Consider the following 21787-nt stretch of genomic DNA (forward strand, 5'->3'; position numbering starts at 1 on the left):
TTTTAACTAAAATGATTGAATATTGGATACAGGATGTTTATATGAATAAATATTACTTGAAAGTAAAAGAGAAAGGATGATAATATGCGAATCGGCATTATTGGAATCGGAAATATGGGGAGTAGAATGGCTAAAAAATTTTTAAAGGCAGGCGTAGATGTAGGTTTATTTGATATTAACGAAATGGCAATTCAAGAACTGGTCAATTTGGGCGCGAATGCCACTGAGACTCCTGCAGATTTAGCGAGAACTTATCCATACATTATTACGATTTTACCAAATAGCCAGATTGTGAAGAAGACCATTTTTGGAGAGAAAGGATTAATCGAAGGGCTGCACCCAGATAGTGTGATTATCGAAATGACGACAGCGATTCCAACGATTACAAAGGAAATTGCCGCAACATTAGAAGAAAAAGGGCTAAGAATGATTGATGCTCCAGTTAGTGGGGGAGTTGTAAAGGCAGAAGACGGAACGTTAACGATTATGGTTGGTGGAAAAGAACAGGATTTTGAAGAAGTATTGCCATATTTGCAGATTATCGGTGAAAACATTGTCCATGTTGGCGATATTGGAGCTGGCCACACGATAAAAGCACTCAATAATATGGTGTCTGCTACCACATTGGCCGTTACGGGAGAAGCTTTAGCAGTCGGCGTTAAATTAGGATTGAATCCTGAAAAAATGCTCGAGGTCATAAATTCAAGTACAGGTAGAAGCTTTTCCAGTGAATTCAAGTTTCCTACTCAAGTATTAACGAGGAATTTCGGCGGTAATTTTTCAATTGATTTAATGGTAAAGGATATTACGATTGCACTTGGAATGGCAGATGAGGAAAGAGCGCCAATGATTATTGCAAGTGCGACGTATCAGCTTTGGAAACAAGCTTTATCACAAAGTGATGCTAATGTCGATCACACAGAAGTGATTAAACATATTGAAAAAATGGCTCATGTTGAGATTCAAGGAAAAAAGATCGAAATAGTAGACTAAATGATAAGTTAAAGCGTCTCGTGCGAAAAGATTCTGTATATTGAATCCATTCCCAATAATCTTTATACTAAAATTAATAATATATAGAAAATAGAGGGGTTTAACAGGATGGATAATTACCGACTATCGGAACAAGACAGAGCAACATTACAATATCGAGTGACGACGAAATTAAGAGAAGTTATTTTAAAAGGTGAGTTTGAAGACGGAGAACGACTGGTTCAAGAAGAATGGGCGGATAAACTTGGCGTAAGCCGTATGCCGATTCGTGAAGCTTTAAAACAATTAGAAGTGGAAGGCCTGGTACGAATTGAGCCAAGAAGGGGAGCGATTGTCACTCCTATCTCGGCAGAAGATATCGAAGAGATCTATCAATTGCGTGCTCTTCTTGAAGGAGAAGCTGTTGAAAAGTCGCTTCCGAACTTATCGAAGGAACATATCGAAGATTTGGAAAACATATATGAACAAATGAAAAACATCGAAGTCAATGAACAAAGCGTAGCGGAATTTATGCGCTTAAATGAGAATTTTCATAAGATCCTATATGAAGGATGTACGTGGAGAAGAATTCATGGTCTGATTGAAACTCTTTGGAAGGGAATCCCACCCTATACCCCAAGCTTGTTGACGAATCATTTGGATGAATCCCATAAAGAGCACCGGTTAATGTTGGAATATGTAAAGCAGAACGAAGCGGAGAAGCTAAAAGAAGTCGTACAAAAGCATATATTACGTACAAGAGATAATCTACTCAAGTATGTAGTAAAATCAAAGAAGCAGGAATTCTGATAAGATTCCTGTTTTTTTCCTAAAACAATCTAGACTTTTAACATTGTATCCAGTATCCTTAAATTAAGTGAAAATTTAAAAAGTTAGGGGGGGTAAGATGCCTGGACCGTTACAAGGAATTAGGGTGATTGACATTACAACCAATATTTCAGGCCCAAGCTTAACCATGATCTTAGCTGATATGGGAGCAGAAATTATTAAAATAGAAAAGCCTAAAATTGGCGATGATTCAAGAAAGATGGGTCCGCTTTGGGGTGGAGAAGGGGTATATTACCTACACATTAATCGGAATAAACGCTCCATCGTCATTGACTTAAAAAGTGAAGAGGGGAAAAAGATCGTCTATGATCTTGTAAAAGATGCCGATGTTTTTGTAGAGAATTTCCGCTTTGGGAAAGCAGAACAACTGGGATTTGGCTACGAAACTTTGAAAGCGCTTAATAACAAACTGGTCTATTGTTCTCTTTCGGCCTATGGGCAAGTGGGGGAGAAGCGTCATAAACCAGGTTATGATGCCATCGCACAAGCAGAAAGTGGAATCATGAGCATCAATGGAACAAAAGATGGAGGAGTTGCCCGTGTAGGGGTATCTGTCCTTGATCAAGGAAGTGCGATGTGGGGAGCCATTGGAATCTTAGCTGCCCTTTATAATCGAACGCAATCAGGAAAAGGGCAGAGAGTAGAGACGTCTCTATTCGAAACAGGCGTATTCTGGACCGGATACCACCTACTCGCATATATGGCAACAGGTGAAGAGCCCGTCAAAATGGGAACCAACCACGCATCATTTGCACCATATGGGGCGTTTGAGACAGCAGATGAGCAAATCATGATTGGAATTTCTAATGATTCATTGTTTGCTAGATTGTGCAAAGTTTTAGAACGAGAAGAGTGGAGTTCCGATTCACGTTTCTCCAAGAACCTAGATCGAGTTCAAAATCGCGAATTATTAAATACATCGATAGAAGAAGTATTAAAGACAAAGTCCGCTAAGACTTGGATTGAAAAACTTGAAAATGGAGGTATTCCAAGCTCCATCATATTAAAAATATCTTCCGTCATTACGAGTCCGCAAACAGAAAGTACACAAATGTTGATTGATGTAGATCATCCGAATATCGAAAATCTTAGATTGCCACGTCTACCAGTACAATTATCAGAAACACCATTGGAAATTACAAAGTCGCCACCATTTTTAGGTGAAGACACTATAAATATTCTAGAAGAAAGAGGGGTTGCCGAAGAAACGATTCGAGAGTTAGTCGAAAAAGGTGTCATACAAGTACATTCAAATCATGTGAAAAATTAGAGAGGGGAATTAAAATGAATAAAGAAAAATTTGAACAAGGCTTAGAAGTGAGAAGAAGTGTTTTAGGTGCAGAGTATGTGGATAAATCAATTCAGAATGCGACTGATTTTAATCGTCCAATGCAAGAACTTGTAACAGAATACTGCTGGGGTGAAGTATGGACTCGTCCTGGCCTACCAAGAAAAACAAGAAGCATGCTTAATTTAGCGATGATTACAGCTTTAAATCGTCCACATGAATTAAAATTGCATGTTCGCGGAGCCTTAAATAATGGCTTAACAAAAGATGAAATTAAAGAAGTATTTTTACAAACAGCGATTTACTGTGGCGTTCCAGCTGCTATTGATAGTTTCAGAACCGCCCAAGAAGTGTTCGATGAAATTGACAAAGAACAAAACTAACACGTACCAACATAAGAAAGAAGACTAGTAGTATAGGATGCTGCCAGTCTTCTTTTTGAGTTGTTTTCTTGAAAATGATTATTTTAAAAACATTGACAATAAAAATCGTGCAATCAGGGAGGGAAATACATGAAATATGCTGGGGAGGTCTATACAGAAATCAATCGCCCAGATTCTTCATTAATCGAACAACTAAAAGGATTAGGAGTTTCTACAATTTATGAAGTATTGGGAAAAGAAATGCTCCTCGACCGCTCTATCAGACCTGTTGATCAAGGGAAGACAATAGCGGGACCTGCTGTAATTGCGGTAAATACACCTGGGGATTATTTAACGATGCATTATGGACTATCATTGACCCAACCAGGTGATGTATTTGTTATCACATTTACAGACTCACCAACTTTTAATGCAGTATGGGGTGGGCTTGCGACTTGGTCCGGTGTAGGAAGAGGACTTGCTGGTGTTATAACAGATGGAGGTGTTCGTGACATAAAAGAAATAAAAGAATATCATTTTCCAGTTTGGTCACAAGCCATCTCAGCTGAAAGAAGCACGAGAGAACGAATAGGTGGGGTCAATATTCCAGCTGTATGTGGTGGAGTGTTGATTTATCCAGGCGATATAATTGTCGCTGATGATGATGGTGTAGTAGTTGTTCCAATTGAAGCCGCCGAAGCAGTTGTGGCACGTGGAATGGAGCGAGAACGAATAGAAGCCGAAATGAAGGATTTATTACTAGGAGGAAAAACACCTTTTGAATTATTTAACATGAGTGAAGCCTTTGATGAAAACTCACCAAATATAATAGAAGGAAAATATTTCGGAAAACGGGGTGATAACAATGACAATCGTTGATGTAGCAAGCCTTCGTACCTTTACAGAAGACGTCTTAAAAAAAGTAGGCTTAAATGAAAAAAATGTGGCTTTAATTAGTGATGTGCTCGTGGATGCAGACCTGCGAGGTGTCCATTCTCATGGAGTTCAAAATTTACCACGTTGGGCTAGGGGATTTTTAAATGGACATCTAAAAAAGGAGCCAATATTTGAAGAAGTACCTGACAATGGTCCAATGACAGCGATTGATGGTCAAGGGACTCTCGGTGTCATTGCCTCTAATTTTGCAATGGATTTGGCGATTGAACGTGCCAAAAAATATGGGATTGGGATAGTTGGAGTGAAAAATAGTAGTCACTTCGGTCCAGCTGCCTACTATACGATGAAAGCTTTGGAACATAATCAAATTGGCTATTGTACCACGAATGGTCCGGCTGTCATGGCTCCATGGGGTGGGAAAGAGGCGCTTCTTAGTAATAATCCTTTTTCCTATGCGATTCCTGCAGGTGAGGAAGCTCCGATTGTCTTAGATATGGCTTGCAGTGTTTCTGCTAGAGGAAGAATTAGAATGATGGCAAGGGAAAATGAAACATTACCAGAAGGATGGGCGATTACAAAAGATGGTGAGCCAACAACCGATCCGAGGGAAGCGGTGGAAGGAACTGTCCTTCCATTTGGAGGCTATAAAGGTTATGGGATAGCTGTTATTAATGAAATTCTTTCAGCTGCATTAACTGGGGCATTGTTCTCCTTTGAAGTAGGAGGTATTTCGAAAGGACCAGCTGAGTCAGAGCTCCAAAAGCATGAGCAAGCAGCATGGGGATGTGGTCATGTCTTTGCGGCAATCGATATAAATCGCTTTGGTCATGGAGAATCTTTTCAAAATCGAGTTGCATACTTAAGTAAAACGTTAAAACAATCCCCTACAGCCAAAGGGGTGGAACGAATCTATCTACCAGGTGAAATGGAATATGAATTAAAACAAGAACGAGAGAAAAATGGAATTCCATTACCGACAAGTACAATCGAACTTGTCAATTCTTTCGCAGAAGAGGAAATAGGAATTGCTTCTCTAGTAGATTACTTGGATGAGAAAAAATTTTAGAAGAATAGGAGAGATACTATGATTACAAAAGAATTAGTCAACCGCATTTATAATACGACTTACGAAGACATTCCTGAAAGCGTTATCGAACATGCAAAAAAGAGTCTATTAAATTGGTTAGGCGTAACAGTAGGAGCAATCCATCATGAAACGATTGATATTTTACTTGATGTTACGAATGAGCTGTCGACTTCAGAACAAGCTTCCATATTAGGAAGGAATGTGAAAACGGACTTATTATCTGCCGTCTTAATTAATGGAACCTCCTCTCATATTTTTGATTTTGATGATACCCATTTAGACACGATCCACCATCCAAGTGGACCTGTTGCCCCTGTTATTTTTGCACTTGGAGAAAAGTATTCATTTTCAACGAAAGAACTTCTACATGCGTTTATTTTAGGCTGTGAAGTAGAACTTCGAATAAGTAACGCTGTCTACCCTTCTCATTATCAACACGGTTACCACATAACTCCAAGTACTGGAGTGTTTGGTGCGTCTGTAGCAGCTGGATTATTATTAAAATTGGATGAAGAGCAATTGGCCATGGCTATGGGGCTAGCTGGTACTCAAAGCTTTGGTCTCCGTGAAATGTTCGGCACAATGACGAAGCCTTTTCATCCAGGAAAGGCTGCCCAAAATGGTTTACTGGCAGCATTATTGGTGGAAAAAGGGTTTACAAGCTCAACCCAAGTGTTAGAAGCTAAACGGGGATTTTTTAACGTCTATAGTCCAGAACATAATGAAAATAAAGTACTTGAAGATTTTAGGGAAGTTTGGGAGTTGGAGAAGAATGCCTTTAAGCCATATGCTTGTGGGATAGTTCTACATCCTTCCATTGATGCATGTATTCAATTAAGTGAATTCGCACTACCTGAGGAAGTTGATGAAATCGTTCTTCAAGTAAATCCATATGTATTAGAATTAACAGGGAAAAAAGAGCCGAAAACAGGTCTTGAAGGGAAGTTTAGTATTTATCATACAGGGACCATTGCCTTTTTAGAAAAGGATGCTGCTGAAGATCAATACCAAAATGAAAAAGTGCTTGCTCCTGAAACGGTTGCCTTTAGGGAAAAAATAAAACCAGAAGCAGATGAAAAAGTAGATAAGGACAAAGTAGTGGCTACTTTAGTGAAGAAGGACGGTACAAGACATGAGATCTATATTGAACATGCTACCGGAAGTATTGAGAACCCGATGACGAAAGAGATGTTAGAGCGGAAGTTTACGAAACTTTGTAAAGCTACGTTAACCTCCGAGCAAATCGCTCAAATAATAGAAGCGTTAGAGCGTTTTGAACAATTGGAGTCAATTGAGGATGTTATAAAACTATTAAAATAAGGTAGTGAGAGTGAAGAAAAGGCATTGAGTGCATGAAACTCGATGCCTTTTTTGTAAGTATATGAGTGATAGTTGAGTGGTTTCAAAGGGAAAGTATGTTAATGAGAGGCTCATGAAACAAAAGTAGGGTCAGTTTAAGAGGAAAGTATGTCACATTAGGGACTCATGAAACAGAAGATACTCCGTTTTAAGAGGAAAGTATGTAACATGAAGGGCTCATGAAACAGAAGCTGCTCTGTTTTATGGGGAAAGTGTGTCACATGAAAGGTTCATGAAACAGAAGCTGCTCCGTTTTAAGAGGAAAGTATGTCACATGGAGGTCTCATGAAACAGAAGATACTCCGTTTTAAGGAAAAAGTATGTCACATGAGATGCTCATGAAACAAAAGATACTCCGTTTTAAGAAGAAAGTATGTAACATGAGAGGTTCATGAAACAAAAGATACACCATTTTAAGTAGAAAGTATGTCACATGAAAGTTTCATAAGAGTTGGATTTGCCCCAAAAAAATCAAAATCAAAATCAAAGAAAATAAAAGCTATAGCTAAACTCTGTAAAATGAGTTAGCTATAGCTTGAAACTAGGCAATGGTTTAGAGAATGTTTTTGTGTTTGCGCTTACAATCAGTTAGTTCCCATTCCCAAATTCTTCATTTGCAGCACGTACTGCTTCATAAATATCAGTACCAATGGCTTCTTCGAATTCATCATAAACTGGCTGTAATGCATCGCGGAATGCTTGAACTTGTTCAGGTGTTAATTCTGTGATTTCGGTTAAACCACGCTCTTTAATGATTTCATAACCTTCGTCATTTAATGCTTTTGCTTCTTCACGTGCAACCTTTGTACCTGCGTCAACTCCAGCTTCTACAATTGCTTTTGTTTCAGCGTTTAGACCATCCCAGAATTTTGTGTTTGTGAAAATAGCATAGTCTACACGAGTGTGATTTAGAACTGTCATATATTGTTGAACTTCATCAAACTTTTTCGATTCAATATTACTAAATGTATTTTCTTGCCCTTCTACAACCCCTTGGTCAAGAGCTGTGTACAATTCGCCAAATGGAATTGATTCTGAACCAGCACCGAGTAGTCCGTAAAGAGCTTCAAGTACTTGCCCACCTTGTGTACGGAATTTCAATCCATTGAAATCATCAGGTGAAGCAATGGCACGCTCATCATTAGTGATATGTTTACCACCATTTGGCCACATCTTTAAACCCATGACGCCGTCACCCTCTAAGCTACTTAAAATCTCTTGTCCTTTTTCTCCATCCCAGAAAGCGATTGCAGCTTCATCGTTATCAAATGCGAAGGGAAGAGATGGTACGTTAAATTGTGGGTTATTTCCAACAAACTTCGATAAGTCAGGAGCAATAAATTGAACGTTGTTGGCCACTAAGTTTTGATATTCATCCTGATCACCAAATAATGAACTGTTTGGATAGATTTCTACCTTTATTTTTCCATCTGACTCACTTTCGATGTACTCCTTCATGGCAATGGCACCTTTGCCTTTTGGCGTGTTCTCAGCTACTACGTGTGAAAATTTAATTGTGATTTCTTGGATACCATCACTGTCCCCGTCCGCTTCACCAGTTGCCTCGTCGTTTCCACAGGCAGCTAATAAAAGGGTAAATGCTAAAAAGAGAATACTTAATAGTTTTTTATTAAATTTCATTTTCCTTCCCCCTTAGGTAATCATACTTAAGATAAAAGAAGCTTATTCGTATAATTTTAAGGAAACACCTCCTTAATCTTATAATCTTAAATTTCTAGGTGTAAGGGCTTACATTTATGATGGTATTTTGGATACAATTTTCTTTTTTAAGATACCATATGTTTTTGTGAGTGTAAATATATTTTCTGAAATATTTGGTAATTTTAAATTTTCAGTCTTGTTGAATAAAGAGAATTATATTATGATATTTAAAAGAAATAGTATCCAATATACAAAATGACAAGGAGGTGTTGGAAATTCATTTTTTTACACAGTCACTCGATGTGTCCCATTTCTTATGGAACTTCGAGTCTAGTGTCATATCATTCAAATTTATTACTTTTTTTTAAGATAGATAGAGGAGGGAAATGATGAAAATACTTTATAAGATTGAGAACTTTGTTGCGATTGTTTTCTTTTTGTTTGGGATTTCTATTAGTCTTTATTCAGTTTACTCTCGTTACATTATGGGAGTATCGCAAAGCTGGGCAACTGAGATTTTTACGATGATGTTAGTGTGGGCTATATTTGTTGGCTTTGCTACAGCTCTAAGAGACGATAAACATGTAACGATTGATATTTTGTATGATCGCATGGGAGAAAAGATGAAGAAGGTTAGTGAAATTGTTACCCTTATAATTGGAACCGCTTTCAGCTTCTTCCTAGTGTGGACAGGAATGAATATGGTGATGACGGCATATGAACAAGGAATCAAAACCATTGATGTTGGTTTTCCAATCTGGATTAACTACTTGATTATGCCCATTACTGGGATATTGCTGTTCATTCATTTTGTGGCAAAAATCTATTATTCTTTCAAAGGAATCACTCCTGAAACGGGATATGAGGAGGAGTCTTAATGGAAACGATCATTTTACTTATCTTATTATTTGGTCTTGCCTTTTTACGTGTTCCCATCGCCATTAGTTTAGGAGTGTCTAGTGTAGTTGCACTTTGGATGGTTGACTTCTCCATTGATACGGTCATCCAAAAGATGTTTACAGGAGTGAATAGTACAACATTGATGGCTATTCCCGGTTTTGTTTTTGCAGGATTGATCATGGCCAAAGGTGGAATCTCGAAATATTTAATTAATTGTATAAAGGCTTGGATTGGTCATACTCGAGGAGGATTAGCGGTTGTAACAATCGTGACTTGTATGATTTTTGCGGCTATATCAGGTTCAAGTCCGGCTACAGCAGCAGCTATTGGAGCGATTATGATTCCGATGATGATTGAAGCTGGTTATGATAAGAGATATGCAATGGGATTAGTCGCCGCAGCTGGTACGTTAGGAATCTTAATTCCCCCTTCTATTCCACTTATTTTGTATGGATCTGTTGCTGAACAATCTACCGGAAAACTTTTTACAGCAGGGATCGTTCCAGGTCTAATATTAGGTGGAGTTTTAATCTTAAGTGCAATATTAATGGCCTATCGAAAGGGATATGGCGGGATGGAGAAAGTTCCGTTAGCAGATAGATGGCGTCCTACTGTAAAGGCAATCTGGGGACTTATCATGCCGGTTGCGATTCTTTGGAGTATTTATGAAGGTGTCGTAACACCAACTGAAGCTTCTTTTGTTGCCGTTTTATATGCCATTATTGTCTCTACATTTATTTATCGAGAAATGAGCTGGAAAAAGTTCAAATTTATTACGCTAGACTCGATTAATACCACTTCTATGATCTTCTTAATTATCGCATCAGCACTCGTATTTGGAATGTTCTTAACGACAGAACAAGTTCCGCAAACATTTGCCCAATGGGTGAGTGATAGTGGGTTAAATAAATGGACATTTTTAATTATCGTGAACATTCTCTTCTTTGTTTTAGGAATGTTCTTAGAGCCTACAGCGATTATTTTAATCACTTTACCAATCTTCTTGCCGATATTAGGCGCGTTAGATATTAATGTATACCACTTCGCAATTATTATGGTTATCAACATGGAACTTGGGATGATTACCCCTCCAGTTGGTCTGAACTTATTTGTGGTCAGTGGAATTATGAAGGAAAAAGTGGAAAGTGTCATCCGGGGTGTTTTACCATTTTTCGGGTTATTCATTCTCGTCCTAATTATTGTGATGGTGTTCCCACAAATTGCCCTATTTCTTATTGAATAGTACTGGAGGAAATGAGAATGGATCGTTCCTATTTATTTGTACCTGCCACACAACCTGAACGAATTAAGAAAGCGTTGGCAAGTGATGCAGATGCCATCATCATTGATTTGGAAGACGCTGTAGCCGTATCTGAAAAAGAGAAGGCAAGAGATCATGTGATGAAAGCGTTACATGAAGTGGGCGAACCTTCGAAAGCCATTTATGTAAGAATCAATGATCTGTTGACTGCTTTTTGGAGAGATGATGTTTCCCTCTTGAAGGAATATCCTTTTGCAGGGATTGTATTACCAAAAACGAACTCTGAAGAGAATATAGCAGAAATTGAGAACTACGTACCTGAAAATCAACATATCATTCCTTTACTGGAGACTGCACAAGGGGTTTTGTCTGTAAAAAATATCGCCGGTTCATCTACTAGAATTAAGCGATTGGCATTTGGTGCGATTGATTATTCTCTTGAACTAGGAATCAATCTTTCTACTAATCAAGAAGAGTTGATTTATCCAAGGTCAATGATTGCCATCTCATCTAAGGCCCATGGTTTACAGCCACCAATTGATACAGTTTATACGGAATTTAAAAATGATGCAGGTTTAATCCATGAATCAAGTCTTGGGAAACAACATGGCTTCTACGCCAAACTATGCATACACCCTATTCAAACAACGATTGTGAATCAAATATTTGCTCCTACGAGTGAAGAAATACAAAGGGCAAACGAGCTTGTAATGGCTTTTGAAAAAGCGGAGATAGAAGGGTTAGCAGCGATACAAGTGAATGGGGAAATGGTGGATTATCCTGTTTATAAACAAGCGTTACAAGTGTTAGAAAGAGTTCGATTGAAGTAAGAAGTTGCCCCGCTAGTATGAAGCGGGGTTTTTCGCTTTGTATTCATTAATTTGCTTTAATGCTAATGAATTTTTCTCATTGGTTAAAAAATCAGAAAATAAATAAAAGTTAGCTAATTCATCTAGACAAAGAATTTTGGATACGATATCCTATAGATGAAATAATCGTTTGATAATTCGGAAATTTCGAGGGAGGGGAAATATGAACTGGCCGAGTTTCGTCACTGTAAATGATGTGGTGCTAAGAGATGGGTTACAGTTAGAGGCGAATTTGTTAACCGTTGAAGAAAAATTGGATTTATCGAACCGACTTTTGGATGCAAATGTGAAAACGATGGAGTTTGGTTCATTTGTTCATCCGAAATTGGTTCCCCAAATGGCGAATAGCAAGGAATTGTTTCAGTACCTTAAAGGCAATGATGATATAACATTTATCGCCTTAATTCCCAATTTAAAAGGGGCAGAAATCGCTGCAAATAGTCATGTGAAACAAATAAATTATGTTTTATCAGTAAGCAATACACATAATCTACAGAATGTTAGACAAACGACGGAGGAATCTCTCCAGGCTTTAGCTGAGATTAAAGCATATTGTGATCCAAAAAATATAAAAGTAGATGTTTCCTTAGCAACCACTTTTGGCTGTCCTTTTGAAGGAAAAGTCCCAGAAGAAAGGGTCCATTCTATCGTGGAGCAACTGACGAAATTAGACGTTCATACGATCACGTTAGCAGATACAACGGGAATGGCAAATCCAAAACAAGTTTACCAGCTTGTTCATAGTTTAGTAAAAAAGTGTCCAGAACAGCCTTTTAATCTGCACTTTCACAATACGAGAGGAATGGGGCTAGCGAATATATTAGCAAGTATTCAAGGTGGAGTAACTAGTTTTGACACCTCTCTTGGAGGACTTGGAGGCTGTCCATTCGCACCAGGGGCTACAGGAAATGTTTGCACAGAAGATGTTGTTCACATGTTACATGGTATGGATATCGATACAGGGATCAATTTAGATAAATTAATTGAGGCCTCAAGTTTCTTGAAAACACTAGTTGGCCACGAGCTAGCAAGTAGTGTGTTAAAAGCAGGTAAATCGGACCGAAAATACGAGGTACCAGTTTCTTAAACAAAGGGCATAGGGAGGATATTTTTTATGAACAAATGGGAAACGCTTTCATTGACGAGGGATGAAGAAATAAGTGGTATTTATCTTTTGACCTTAGAACGTCCAGAAGCGCTGAATGCACTGAATACACAAATGGCACTCGATCTGATTTCATGTCTTTCTTACTTACGAGAGCAAAAGGACCTTCGTACAGTCGTGTTAACGGGCTCTGGAGAAAGAAGCTTTTGTGTTGGAGCCGATTTAAAGGAACGCAATGGCATGACAAATGAAGAATGGCAAAAACAGCATGATATTTTTGAAGAGGCATATGCCGATATACGTAACTTTCCATTTCCTGTTATTGCAGCGGTTAACGGATATGCCCTTGGGGGCGGAGTAGAGATGATGTTAAGTTGCGACCTTCGAGTGTTTGCTGAACATGCGAAATTCGGTCTCCCAGAGGTGACAATCGGGATAATTCCTGGAGTTGGGGGAACACAGCTACTCCCTCGATCGATTCCAGTTGGAATTGCGAAAGAAATCCTCTTTAGCGGGAAGCATATATCAGCTGGTCGGGCCCTGGAAGTAGGATTAGCCAATGATGTTGTCCCAAGTGATTCCTTAATCGAGACGGCACTTGAACTTGCGCGAGGGATTGCAAAAAATGCTCCTTTATCCTTAAAGTCCATTAAAAAGGCTGTTAATAATGGATTACAAACTGATTTAAATACAGCTTTATCAATTGAACTCGATCAATATTATAAATGCGCAAATTCAGAAGACCGGCTAGAGGGGATTCGTTCCTTTAATGAAAAACGCAAACCTGTTTGGCAAGGAAAGTAATCATATTCAGGTTTAAGAATAATAGATTAGGAGTGAGTGAAATGGCAGCAAGTACAAAACAAGAATTAGAATTAATTCGCGAAAGTGTTAAAGCATTATGTGCAAAGTTTCCAGAAACTTATTGGAAAGAAACAGATGAGAAAAATGCCTATCCTGAGGAATTCATTCAAGCATTGACCAATGAGGGTTGGTTATCTGTCTTGATTCCAGAAGAATATGGTGGGGCAGGACTAGGAATGGTCGAGGCATGTGCGATTTTAGAAGAAATCAACCGCTCTGGTGGTAACTCTGGTGCCGGGCATGCGCAAATGTACACAATGGGAGCTGTCCTTCGTCATGGAAGTGAAGCACAAAAATTGCGCTATTTACCGAAGGTTGCCTCAGGTGAACTTAGACTACAAGCGTTTGGGATTACGGAGCCAACTGCAGGAAGTGATACAACTAGTATTGAAACGACAGCTGAACTTAAAGGTGATCGTTATATTGTAAATGGACAAAAAATTTGGACCTCCCGTGCTGAATACTCTGATTTAATGCTTTTACTCGCCAGAACAACTCCTAAAGATCAAGTGAAGAAAAAGACAGATGGCTTGAGCTTATTCCTTTTAGATATGAAAGACCAACAACAAAACATTACGATCCGTCCAATCGATACGATGATCAACCATGCTACTACAGAAGTGTTTTTTGAAAATGTGGAAATTCCCGTTGAAAACCTAATCGGAGAAGAAGGAAAAGGGTTTCGTTATGTATTGAGTGGAATGAACGCGGAGCGTATTTTGATCGCATCTGAAAGTGTTGGGGATGGCTACTATTTTGTGGACAAATCGGTCCAGTATGCCAATGAGCGCGTGGTCTTTAATCGTCCGATCGGGCAAAACCAAGGAGTTCAATTCCCAATTGCTCAATCTTATATGGACATTGAGGCAGCAAGACTAATGCGCGACAAAGCGGCCGAAATGTTTGATGCTGGTGAAAATTGTGCAGCAGAAGCGAATATGGCAAAGTATTTAGCGTCTGAAGCGGCATGGAAGGCGGCTAACGCAGCCATGTCTACATATGGTGGATATGGATTTGCGACAGAGTACAATATTGAGCGGAAGTTCCGTGAAGCGAGGTTATTTATTGTCGCACCAATTACGAATAATCTCGTTGTAAGTTATGTCGGCCAACATGTACTCGGCTTACCACGTTCCTTTTAAATACATTCTCGAGTCCTTGCTAACGCAGGGACCTTTTATACGTTCATGAGTTGAAAGTGATTTTAAAAAATGAGGAGGTTCTTCAATGGAATTAAGTAAAAGATTGGCGGAGTATGTAACGAATACATCCTATGAGGATTTACCAGATGAGGTAGTGTCCTTTACCACGCTTTGTATTCTTGATTATTTTGGCTCTGCTTTTGCAGGAGCAGACAAACCACCTGTGCAAATGATTCACCATCTAATCGAAGAAATGGGTGGAGAAGAACAGGCGACCTTATTAACGGGAGGTAGAAGTTCTGTTTTGAATGCTGCCCTTGTCAATGGAGCAGCCAGTCATATTATGGAGCTTGACGATATCCATAAAGGCTCTGTTATCCATGCAGCCACTGTAGTTATTCCAGCTGCACTGGCTGTTGCTGAGTGGAAAAAGCGTACAGGAAAAGATCTTATTACAGCTGTAGCGATTGGTTATGAAGTTTGCTTTCGAATTGGAGAGGCTGTAACACCTTCACACTATTATTACTGGCATAATACGGCGACATGTGGAACGTTCGGAGCAGCAGCGGCGGCTGCGAAATTGCTCGATCTAAATGTAGAGCAAACGATTCATGCTTTAGGTAGTGCAGGGACACAAGCAGCAGGACTTTGGCAGTTTATTGAGGACGGGGCCATGTCCAAGCAACTTCATCCTGGAAAAGCAGCGATGAATGGCGTTATGAGTGCTCTTCTAGCTGAAAAAGGGTTTACTGGTGCAACGCAAATTTTAGAAGGAAGTCGTGGGTTTTTTCGTGCCATGAGTGAGAAGTTTGATGAATCGAAGATTACGAATGGGCTCGGAGAAATCTTTAAAATTACAGAGAACTCTTTTAAAGTGCATGCTTCTTGTCGTCATACCCATCCGGCGATGGATTTGATGCTCGATGTAACGAAGGAAAAAACGCTTCGAGTAGAAGATATTGATGAAATCAAAGTAGGTGCTTATCAAGCGGCAATTAATATTACCAATAATGATCATCCAACGACACAGTACGCTTCCAAATTTAGTTTGCAATTTTGTACGGCGTTAGCCCTTTTAACAGGAAAAGGGGGACTCGCTCAATTTACGGAGGAAACCCTTTGGGATGAAGACATCCGAGCTCTTATGAAAAAGGTAAGTGTGGGGGTTGACCCTGAAATAGAAGCTGCTTATCCAGAAAAATGGGGATCGAAAGTGGAAATTAGCCTACGCAGTGGGGAGAAAATCGTTATACAAACAGAATATCCTAAAGGCGATCCAGAAAACCCCGTAACATCTAATGACTTAGTGGATAAATTTATGATTCTAGCAACTAGACTACCCGAGGAAAAAAGAGTGGCCTTTGCTGATTCCATCCTGAAGCTTGAAAAAATAGAGTCCGTTCGAGAATTTTTAGCATCAGACAAATTACCTGTCATTTAAAAAGGAGTTCACTATATGAGTGGAGAACTTTTTAATAAACAAGAAATTATGTCGCGGATTGAACATCACTTACAAAAACTAGATCAGAATAAGCTTCAGCATGTTGAACATGTGCTAGCTTCACTTGAAGCTTCTAAAAATGATGAAATGCACTATTTTGGAAAATTTCTAGGAGTAAGAAAGCAAGGCGCAGAAATGATTATGGATCTTGGAATTCAGCATGAGAATACGTACGGAGTCGTACAAGGTGGTGCCCTTTACTCTTTAGTCGATATCGCGATCGGATTTATGATTTTAGAGAAAGTAAAGGAAGAGGAAAAGGTCTATACACTCGAACTAAAGCTGAATTTTATCAAAAAAGGTGAAGGCTCAAAACTGATGGCACATCCTCGAATTTTACAATGGGGAAGTCGAATCGTCATAGCGGAATGTACTGTGACAGATGATGAAAATGACTTAGTCGCACAAGGCTTAGGGACTTTCTATATTTCCAAACCTAGAGCGTAAGGAAGGTGAGCGAATTGAGAGCAATCTATTATGATGATATCGTCGAAAAGGTCGCAGACATGTGTATAAAGGCAAATTATGATTTGGGTGAAGACATGTATAATGCCTTTCAATCAGCTTTGAAAACAGAAAAGTCGGAAGCAGGGAAAGAAGTTTTAAGCCAGTTAATTGAAAATGCTAATATTGCGACAGAATTACGTGTACCGATGTGTCAAGATACGGGAACCGTCGTCTGTATTGTAGAATTGGGGCAGGATTGTCAGATTGTTGGTGGTAGCCTCTATGATGCGATCAACCAGGGAATCAAAAAAGGATATGGAGAAGGGTATTTAAGAAATTCGATTATTCGTGACCCGATCGATCGTAATAACACGAATGATAATACGCCAGGTATCGTCCATATTGAGCTAGTGCAAGGGGAACAACTCAAAATTAAAATGACGGCCAAAGGCGGAGGCGCTGAAAATATGAGTGATTTGAAAATGCTCAAGCCATCAGACGGTGTGGAAGGAATTAAAAAGTATATTTTAGACGTGGTTCGTGTTGCCGGACCGAATGCATGTCCACCGCTAATTGTTGGTGTGGGAATTGGAGGCAATTTTGAGAGATGTGCTTATTTAGCGAAAAAATCTTTGTTCCGTCATGTGGGAGAACGTCACCCAGAACCTGCAATAGCCAAATTAGAAACAGAGCTCATGGATGATATCAATCGTCTTGGGATTGGACCACAAGGAATGGGCGGAACAACGACGGCGCTAGATATCAAAATAGAAGTAGAGGCTTGCCATATTGCGGCACTGCCGGTTGCTGTTAATTTGAACTGCCATGCGAGTCGACATAAGGAGGCCATACTGTAAAAGGAGGGATTATGTGCCAACTTTTATTCAAGTACCATTTCAAAAAAAGGATATTCTCGGATTGAAAGCTGGAGATCGTGTTTTATTATCTGGAACCGTATATACCGCCAGAGATGCTGCTCATAAAAGAATGTATGACCAAATACAAGATGGGAGGCCATTGCCTTTTGATGTAGATGGCCAAGTGATTTATTATGTCGGACCTACTCCAGCCAAGCCAGGTCAAGTAATCGGCTCGGCCGGACCAACAACAAGTGGGAGAATGGATAAATATACCCCGAAACTGCTCGAGTTAGGTCTAGGAGGCATGATTGGGAAAGGGTATCGGAGTGATGAAGTAAAGGAAGCGATTGTTAAAAATAAAGCGATCTATTTTGGTGCCATTGGTGGATCCGCTGCCTTAATTGCTCGCTCGATTAAAGCGGTTGAAATGATCGCTTATGAGGATTTAGGAACGGAAGCGATTCGGAAGCTTACGATAGAAAACTTCCCTGCGATTGTCATCAATGATACCCACGGGAATGACTTGTATCGGCAAGGTGTAGAGAAGTATAGACAGATTTGATTTAAGAATGGAGTCTTTTTCATGGAGCATCAATTACGTCCTTACGAAATAAAAGATTCGCGCTTTTGGAAAATAACGATTGGATTAACGTTAGCGTCTATGTTAAACTTTGCTAATTTATATGTGACACAGCCGTTACTCCCAATCTTTACAAGGGAATTTCAAATATCGCCGACTTTTTCGAGCTTAGCGATTTCATTAACAACCTTTTCATTGGTCTTTGGACTGCTATTCTTTGGATTTCTATCAGATCGAATTGGGAGGCTCGTCATTTTAAAGTGGACGCTTATGATATCGATAATTCCTCTTTTTGTCATTCCACTTGTCCCGCACTTTTGGTGGATTTTAGGTTGGAGATTCATTACTGGAGTAACGATCGCAGGGCTTCCAGCTGTCGCAGTTGCCTATATTAGTGAAGAAATTTCCTATCAGGCTCAAGGGCTGGCTGTCTCCTTTTATATAGCAAGTAATGCGTTAGGGGGCATGTTTGGGAGGGTATTGAGTGGTCAGTTTGCCGACTCTTTTAGTTGGCAGGCAGGTTTTTATACACTTGGAATTTTTGGGCTGATTGTCAGCTTTCTTTGTTTATGGATGTTGCCAAAATCAAGATTTTTTAAACAACATAATCGTAGCTATAAACAAGATATCGCAGGAATGGCTGTCCATTTTAAAAATCCGAAACTAGCATTTGCCTTTCTGTTTGGGTTTATGCTCCAAGTAGCCTTTTCCGCAGTGTGGACTTATTTGCCCTTTTATTTAGAAAAAGAGCCTTTTTACTTATCGATTCAAATCATCTCATTGTTATATATGACATACTTCTTCGGTGTCATTGGTTCACCTGTTGCTGGTCGTTTAGCAACACGTAATAACCTCATTACCATTATTATCGTAGGACTCTTAATTATGTTATTGGGAACGGCGGTTACGACCGTTACTCAGCTATTCTATGTTGTCCTTGGATTATCCCTTGTCTGTCTCGGCTTCTTTATCGTTCACTCCCTCGTGTCGACATGGGTTGGAACAACAGCCACACATCATAAAAGTGGTGCAACGAGTTTCTATTTATTTAGCTATTATATGGGAACAACGATTGGTGGGACAGCTGTAGGAGGAGTTTGGAGTCATTTTGGTTGGTTAGGGGTCGTAAGTGTATCTGTCATTTTACCAGCAATATCAGGGATTTTCTTTATTATAGTTGCTAGGAGTAAAAAAACAATAAAGGAGGATGCAAAATGAAAACAATCAATTTAGCAGTGGTGCCAGGAGATGGTGTTGGGAAGGAGATTATGCCTGAAGCTGTAGAGATGTTGACGGCTATAGCAGAAGTACATGGGGGCCTTCAATTCAAATATGAATGGTATCCATATAGCTGTGAGTATTACATAGAGCATGGAAAAATGATGGATGATGATGGGCTAGAAAAATTGCGGAACCATGATGCTATTTTTTTAGGGGCAGTCGGGAATCCAAAACTAGTTGCTGATCACGTATCTCTATGGGGGTTATTACTTCCGATTCGTCGTGAATTTGAGCAGGTCATTAATATTAGACCAGCTAAGTTTATCAAAGGAGTAGCCTCACCATTAGCGAATCCAAGCGAGTTTGATTTTATCGTTGTTCGAGAAAATAGTGAAGGTGAATATAGTGAAATTGGTGGTAGGATTCATAAGGGTGAAGATGAAATGGCGATTCAAAATGCGATCTTTACCCGCAAAGGTACGGAAAGAGTAATGGATTATGCATTCCAATACGCAATGCAAAGGAAAAGACATCTTACGAGTGCAACGAAGTCGAATGGCATTTTTCATTCGATGCCATTTTGGGATGAGGTATTCAAATCGATGGCAGAACGTTATCCGGAAGTGGATACACAATCGATTCATATTGATGCCCTTTCCGCCTTTTTTGTCACAAAACCTCATACATTCGATGTAGTGGTGGCTAGTAATCTATTTGGCGATATTTTAACCGATTTAGGAGCGGCCGTTATGGGAAGCATTGGCATTGCCCCAGCGGCTAACATTAATTTGAATGGAAACTATCCATCAATGTTTGAGCCAGTTCATGGCTCTGCGCCTGATATTTTTGGCAAAGGAATTGCGAACCCAATTGGGCAAATTTGGACTGGAAAAATGATGTTGGATCATTTCGGAGAACAAGAGCTAGCAACAAAACTACTAAATATAATCGAAGAAGTTGTAGCAGATGGATATAAAACACCGGATATTGGTGGTTCATCAACGACGAAGGAAGTATCGAGTGAGATTATAAAAAGAATTAAGATGCTTTAAGACAGGAGAGCATCTCTTCAAAAATGAGAAGGTGACTTAGTTGGGAGTTCCAAAGGTTCACTTAAACGAAACAGCACGGGAAAAAGGAATCGCTCGTTTTTTATTTTCGAAAAAAGCTTTAGGTTTTCTGCTCGCAATTTTACTGTTTGTTGGCATGTATGTGGGATTACCTGAAAGCTTTCATCAATCAGCAAGATTAATGATCGGCATTGTTTCCAGCGCCATTGTATTATGGGCACTGGAGCCCATTCCATTAGGGTTAACCTCGATATTGACGATTATTTTTATGCTCATTTTCAATGTTGTCCCGACCGATGTCGTTTATAGTGGTTTTGCTTCACCTGCTGTTTTTTTAATCATTGCTGGAATGATGCTGGCTCGAGCAGTCAATGAAACCCCTTTGGCGAAAAGAATTACGTACTTTGTTTTGGCTAAATGGGGAGGAAATGCCAAAGGTTTATTAGCTAGTATTCTCGTAATCCCACAAATTCAAGCTTTTTTTATCCCTGCCGTTGCTGTTCGAACCGCTTTGATCCTACCGATTGTCGTAAATGTTCTTGATATGATTAAGGCGAAACCAGAGAGTGATTTACGGAAAATGATTATGCTCGGGGTCGCATTTGGCAGTACCGTGAGTGGAACGGCTGTTATGACCGCGGCGATTGGAAATATACTAGCTGTTGAGCTACTAAATGAATTTACAGGGATTACGATCACCTATTTTCAATGGTTCCTTTACGCCTTGCCAATCTGGCTGCTCCTCATCCCTGCTGTATGGATACTGCTTATGAAGCTTTTCCCTTTAAAGAAAGAGGAAGCTGCTTTCCCAGAAGTACAGAAGCAAATGAGGGAGAGAGCAAAAGATTTTGGCAAGATGGATAGCAGAGAAAAAAGATGTCTTATCATTCTCATTTTTATTGTTGGGTTATGGATGACGGAGCCTTTACATGGACTTCATCCTAGTATTCCTGCACTTATTGGGGTTGCACTGATGGCCCTGCCGACAATTGGTTGTGCAACTTGGGGTAATGTTGTGAAGATCAATTTTGACACCGTCTTAATGTTAGGGGCAACATTGTCGATTGGTTATGCCTTAAATGAATCAGGAGCCACCCAATTACTCGGAGAAAGTTTAAGTGTTGGCTGGATTATTTCCTTAATGGCTAACCCCATAATCGCGGTTATTTTTATCCTTTGTATCACGCAAATATTTCATTTGGCTATGTCCAATGTATCAACAGCTGTGGTTGCATTAATTCCGATTTATATTGGATTAGCGAATCAAGCTGGGACAGATCCATTAGTGATTGTGTTTAGTGCGGCACTCGCATGTTTGCATGGATATATTTTAGTTGTTGAAGCAATGCCAAATGTACTGGTACATAGCACTGGACAAATTAAGCAACAAACTTTTTTGTTACCAGGTTTTTATATGACGCTCATTATGACAGGAGTTACGGTTATCGTGGCCTTAACTTGGTGGCAATGGCTAGGCCTTTTGTGAAAAAT

21 protein-coding genes are annotated in these 21787 nt (G+C 39.5%); 20 read left to right on the forward strand and 1 reads right to left on the reverse strand.

All coding sequences use genetic code 11. The features are described 5' to 3' along the window. Window positions 1-84 precede the first annotated feature (84 nt). From AA0X71_RS03975 to AA0X71_RS04005, 7 genes are all read left to right on the forward strand, one after another. Complete coding sequence (locus tag AA0X71_RS03975) at window positions 85-993, forward strand: NAD(P)-dependent oxidoreductase (protein WP_413359470.1); 909 nt, start codon at window positions 85-87, stop codon at window positions 991-993. A 108-nt stretch (window positions 994-1101) separates the two neighbouring features. After that, on the forward strand, window positions 1102-1782 hold the full coding sequence (locus AA0X71_RS03980; RefSeq protein WP_413359473.1) for a GntR family transcriptional regulator: 681 nt from the start codon (window positions 1102-1104) through the stop codon (window positions 1780-1782). 97 nt (window positions 1783-1879) lie between these two features. Next, on the forward strand, window positions 1880-3091 hold the full coding sequence (locus tag AA0X71_RS03985; RefSeq protein WP_413359475.1) for a CaiB/BaiF CoA transferase family protein: 1212 nt from the start codon (window positions 1880-1882) through the stop codon (window positions 3089-3091). A gap of 14 nt (window positions 3092-3105) precedes the next feature. Beyond that, window positions 3106-3492, forward strand: coding sequence for a 4-carboxymuconolactone decarboxylase (gene pcaC, locus AA0X71_RS03990; RefSeq protein ID WP_413359478.1), 387 nt, complete (start codon window positions 3106-3108; stop codon window positions 3490-3492). A 129-nt stretch (window positions 3493-3621) separates the two neighbouring features. Continuing rightward, window positions 3622-4350, forward strand: coding sequence for a 4-carboxy-4-hydroxy-2-oxoadipate aldolase/oxaloacetate decarboxylase (locus AA0X71_RS03995; protein WP_413359480.1), 729 nt, complete (start codon window positions 3622-3624; stop codon window positions 4348-4350). Then, window positions 4337-5434, forward strand: coding sequence for an Ldh family oxidoreductase (locus AA0X71_RS04000; RefSeq protein ID WP_413359482.1), 1098 nt, complete (start codon window positions 4337-4339; stop codon window positions 5432-5434). The genes AA0X71_RS03995 and AA0X71_RS04000 overlap by 14 nt, the downstream gene beginning before the upstream one ends. 18 nt (window positions 5435-5452) lie before the next feature. Beyond that, window positions 5453-6775: an MmgE/PrpD family protein gene (locus AA0X71_RS04005; RefSeq protein ID WP_413359484.1), complete on the forward strand. Its 1323-nt coding sequence runs from the start codon at window positions 5453-5455 to the stop codon at window positions 6773-6775. A gap of 627 nt (window positions 6776-7402) precedes the next feature. On the opposite strand, the gene AA0X71_RS04010 is transcribed toward AA0X71_RS04005, so the two are convergent. Further along, entirely contained in the window at window positions 7403-8455 is a 1053-nt protein-coding gene (locus AA0X71_RS04010) for a DctP family TRAP transporter solute-binding subunit (RefSeq protein ID WP_413359487.1), read from the reverse strand. Between the two features lie 410 nt (window positions 8456-8865). On the opposite strand from AA0X71_RS04010, the gene AA0X71_RS04015 reads away from it, so the two are divergent. The 13 genes from AA0X71_RS04015 (at window position 8866) to AA0X71_RS04075 (ending at window position 21782) form a co-directional block, all read left to right on the forward strand. Continuing rightward, entirely contained in the window at window positions 8866-9354 is a 489-nt protein-coding gene (locus tag AA0X71_RS04015) for a TRAP transporter small permease (protein ID WP_413359489.1), read from the forward strand. Further along, a complete protein-coding gene (locus AA0X71_RS04020) occupies window positions 9354-10619 on the forward strand; it encodes a TRAP transporter large permease (RefSeq protein WP_413359491.1) in 1266 nt (421 codons plus the stop codon). The genes AA0X71_RS04015 and AA0X71_RS04020 overlap by 1 nt, the downstream gene beginning before the upstream one ends. 17 nt (window positions 10620-10636) lie before the next feature. Continuing rightward, window positions 10637-11467 carry an HpcH/HpaI aldolase/citrate lyase family protein gene (locus AA0X71_RS04025; protein WP_413359493.1) on the forward strand — a complete coding sequence of 277 codons (831 nt, stop codon included), beginning with the start codon at window positions 10637-10639 and terminating at the stop codon, window positions 11465-11467. Between the two features lie 202 nt (window positions 11468-11669). Then, a complete protein-coding gene (locus AA0X71_RS04030) occupies window positions 11670-12593 on the forward strand; it encodes a hydroxymethylglutaryl-CoA lyase (RefSeq protein WP_413359495.1) in 924 nt (307 codons plus the stop codon). Between the two features lie 27 nt (window positions 12594-12620). Beyond that, window positions 12621-13415 (forward strand): enoyl-CoA hydratase/isomerase family protein, encoded by a 795-nt coding sequence (locus AA0X71_RS04035; protein ID WP_413359497.1) that lies wholly within the window; start codon window positions 12621-12623, stop codon window positions 13413-13415. A 41-nt stretch (window positions 13416-13456) separates the two neighbouring features. Continuing rightward, entirely contained in the window at window positions 13457-14617 is a 1161-nt protein-coding gene (locus tag AA0X71_RS04040) for an acyl-CoA dehydrogenase family protein (RefSeq protein ID WP_413359499.1), read from the forward strand. A gap of 85 nt (window positions 14618-14702) precedes the next feature. Continuing rightward, window positions 14703-16058: an MmgE/PrpD family protein gene (locus AA0X71_RS04045; protein ID WP_413359502.1), complete on the forward strand. Its 1356-nt coding sequence runs from the start codon at window positions 14703-14705 to the stop codon at window positions 16056-16058. A gap of 15 nt (window positions 16059-16073) precedes the next feature. Continuing rightward, window positions 16074-16565: a PaaI family thioesterase gene (locus AA0X71_RS04050; protein ID WP_413359504.1), complete on the forward strand. Its 492-nt coding sequence runs from the start codon at window positions 16074-16076 to the stop codon at window positions 16563-16565. Window positions 16566-16570: 5 nt separating this feature from the next. Then, window positions 16571-17422 (forward strand): fumarate hydratase, encoded by an 852-nt coding sequence (locus tag AA0X71_RS04055; RefSeq protein ID WP_413359506.1) that lies wholly within the window; start codon window positions 16571-16573, stop codon window positions 17420-17422. A gap of 13 nt (window positions 17423-17435) precedes the next feature. Next, window positions 17436-17987 carry a Fe-S-containing hydro-lyase gene (locus tag AA0X71_RS04060; protein ID WP_413359508.1) on the forward strand — a complete coding sequence of 184 codons (552 nt, stop codon included), beginning with the start codon at window positions 17436-17438 and terminating at the stop codon, window positions 17985-17987. 21 nt (window positions 17988-18008) lie between these two features. After that, window positions 18009-19223 (forward strand): MFS transporter, encoded by a 1215-nt coding sequence (locus tag AA0X71_RS04065; protein WP_413359511.1) that lies wholly within the window; start codon window positions 18009-18011, stop codon window positions 19221-19223. Beyond that, window positions 19220-20278, forward strand: coding sequence for a tartrate dehydrogenase (locus AA0X71_RS04070; RefSeq protein ID WP_413359514.1), 1059 nt, complete (start codon window positions 19220-19222; stop codon window positions 20276-20278). The genes AA0X71_RS04065 and AA0X71_RS04070 overlap by 4 nt, the downstream gene beginning before the upstream one ends. Before the next feature lie 40 nt (window positions 20279-20318). Next, window positions 20319-21782, forward strand: a complete 1464-nt coding sequence (locus tag AA0X71_RS04075) for an SLC13 family permease (protein WP_413359517.1) — start codon at window positions 20319-20321, stop codon at window positions 21780-21782. The last annotated feature ends 5 nt before the right edge of the window (window positions 21783-21787 follow it).

The sequence above is a fragment of the Robertmurraya phoenicis genome (assembly GCF_047302285.1).
Taxonomy (GTDB): domain Bacteria; phylum Bacillota; class Bacilli; order Bacillales; family Cytobacillaceae; genus Robertmurraya.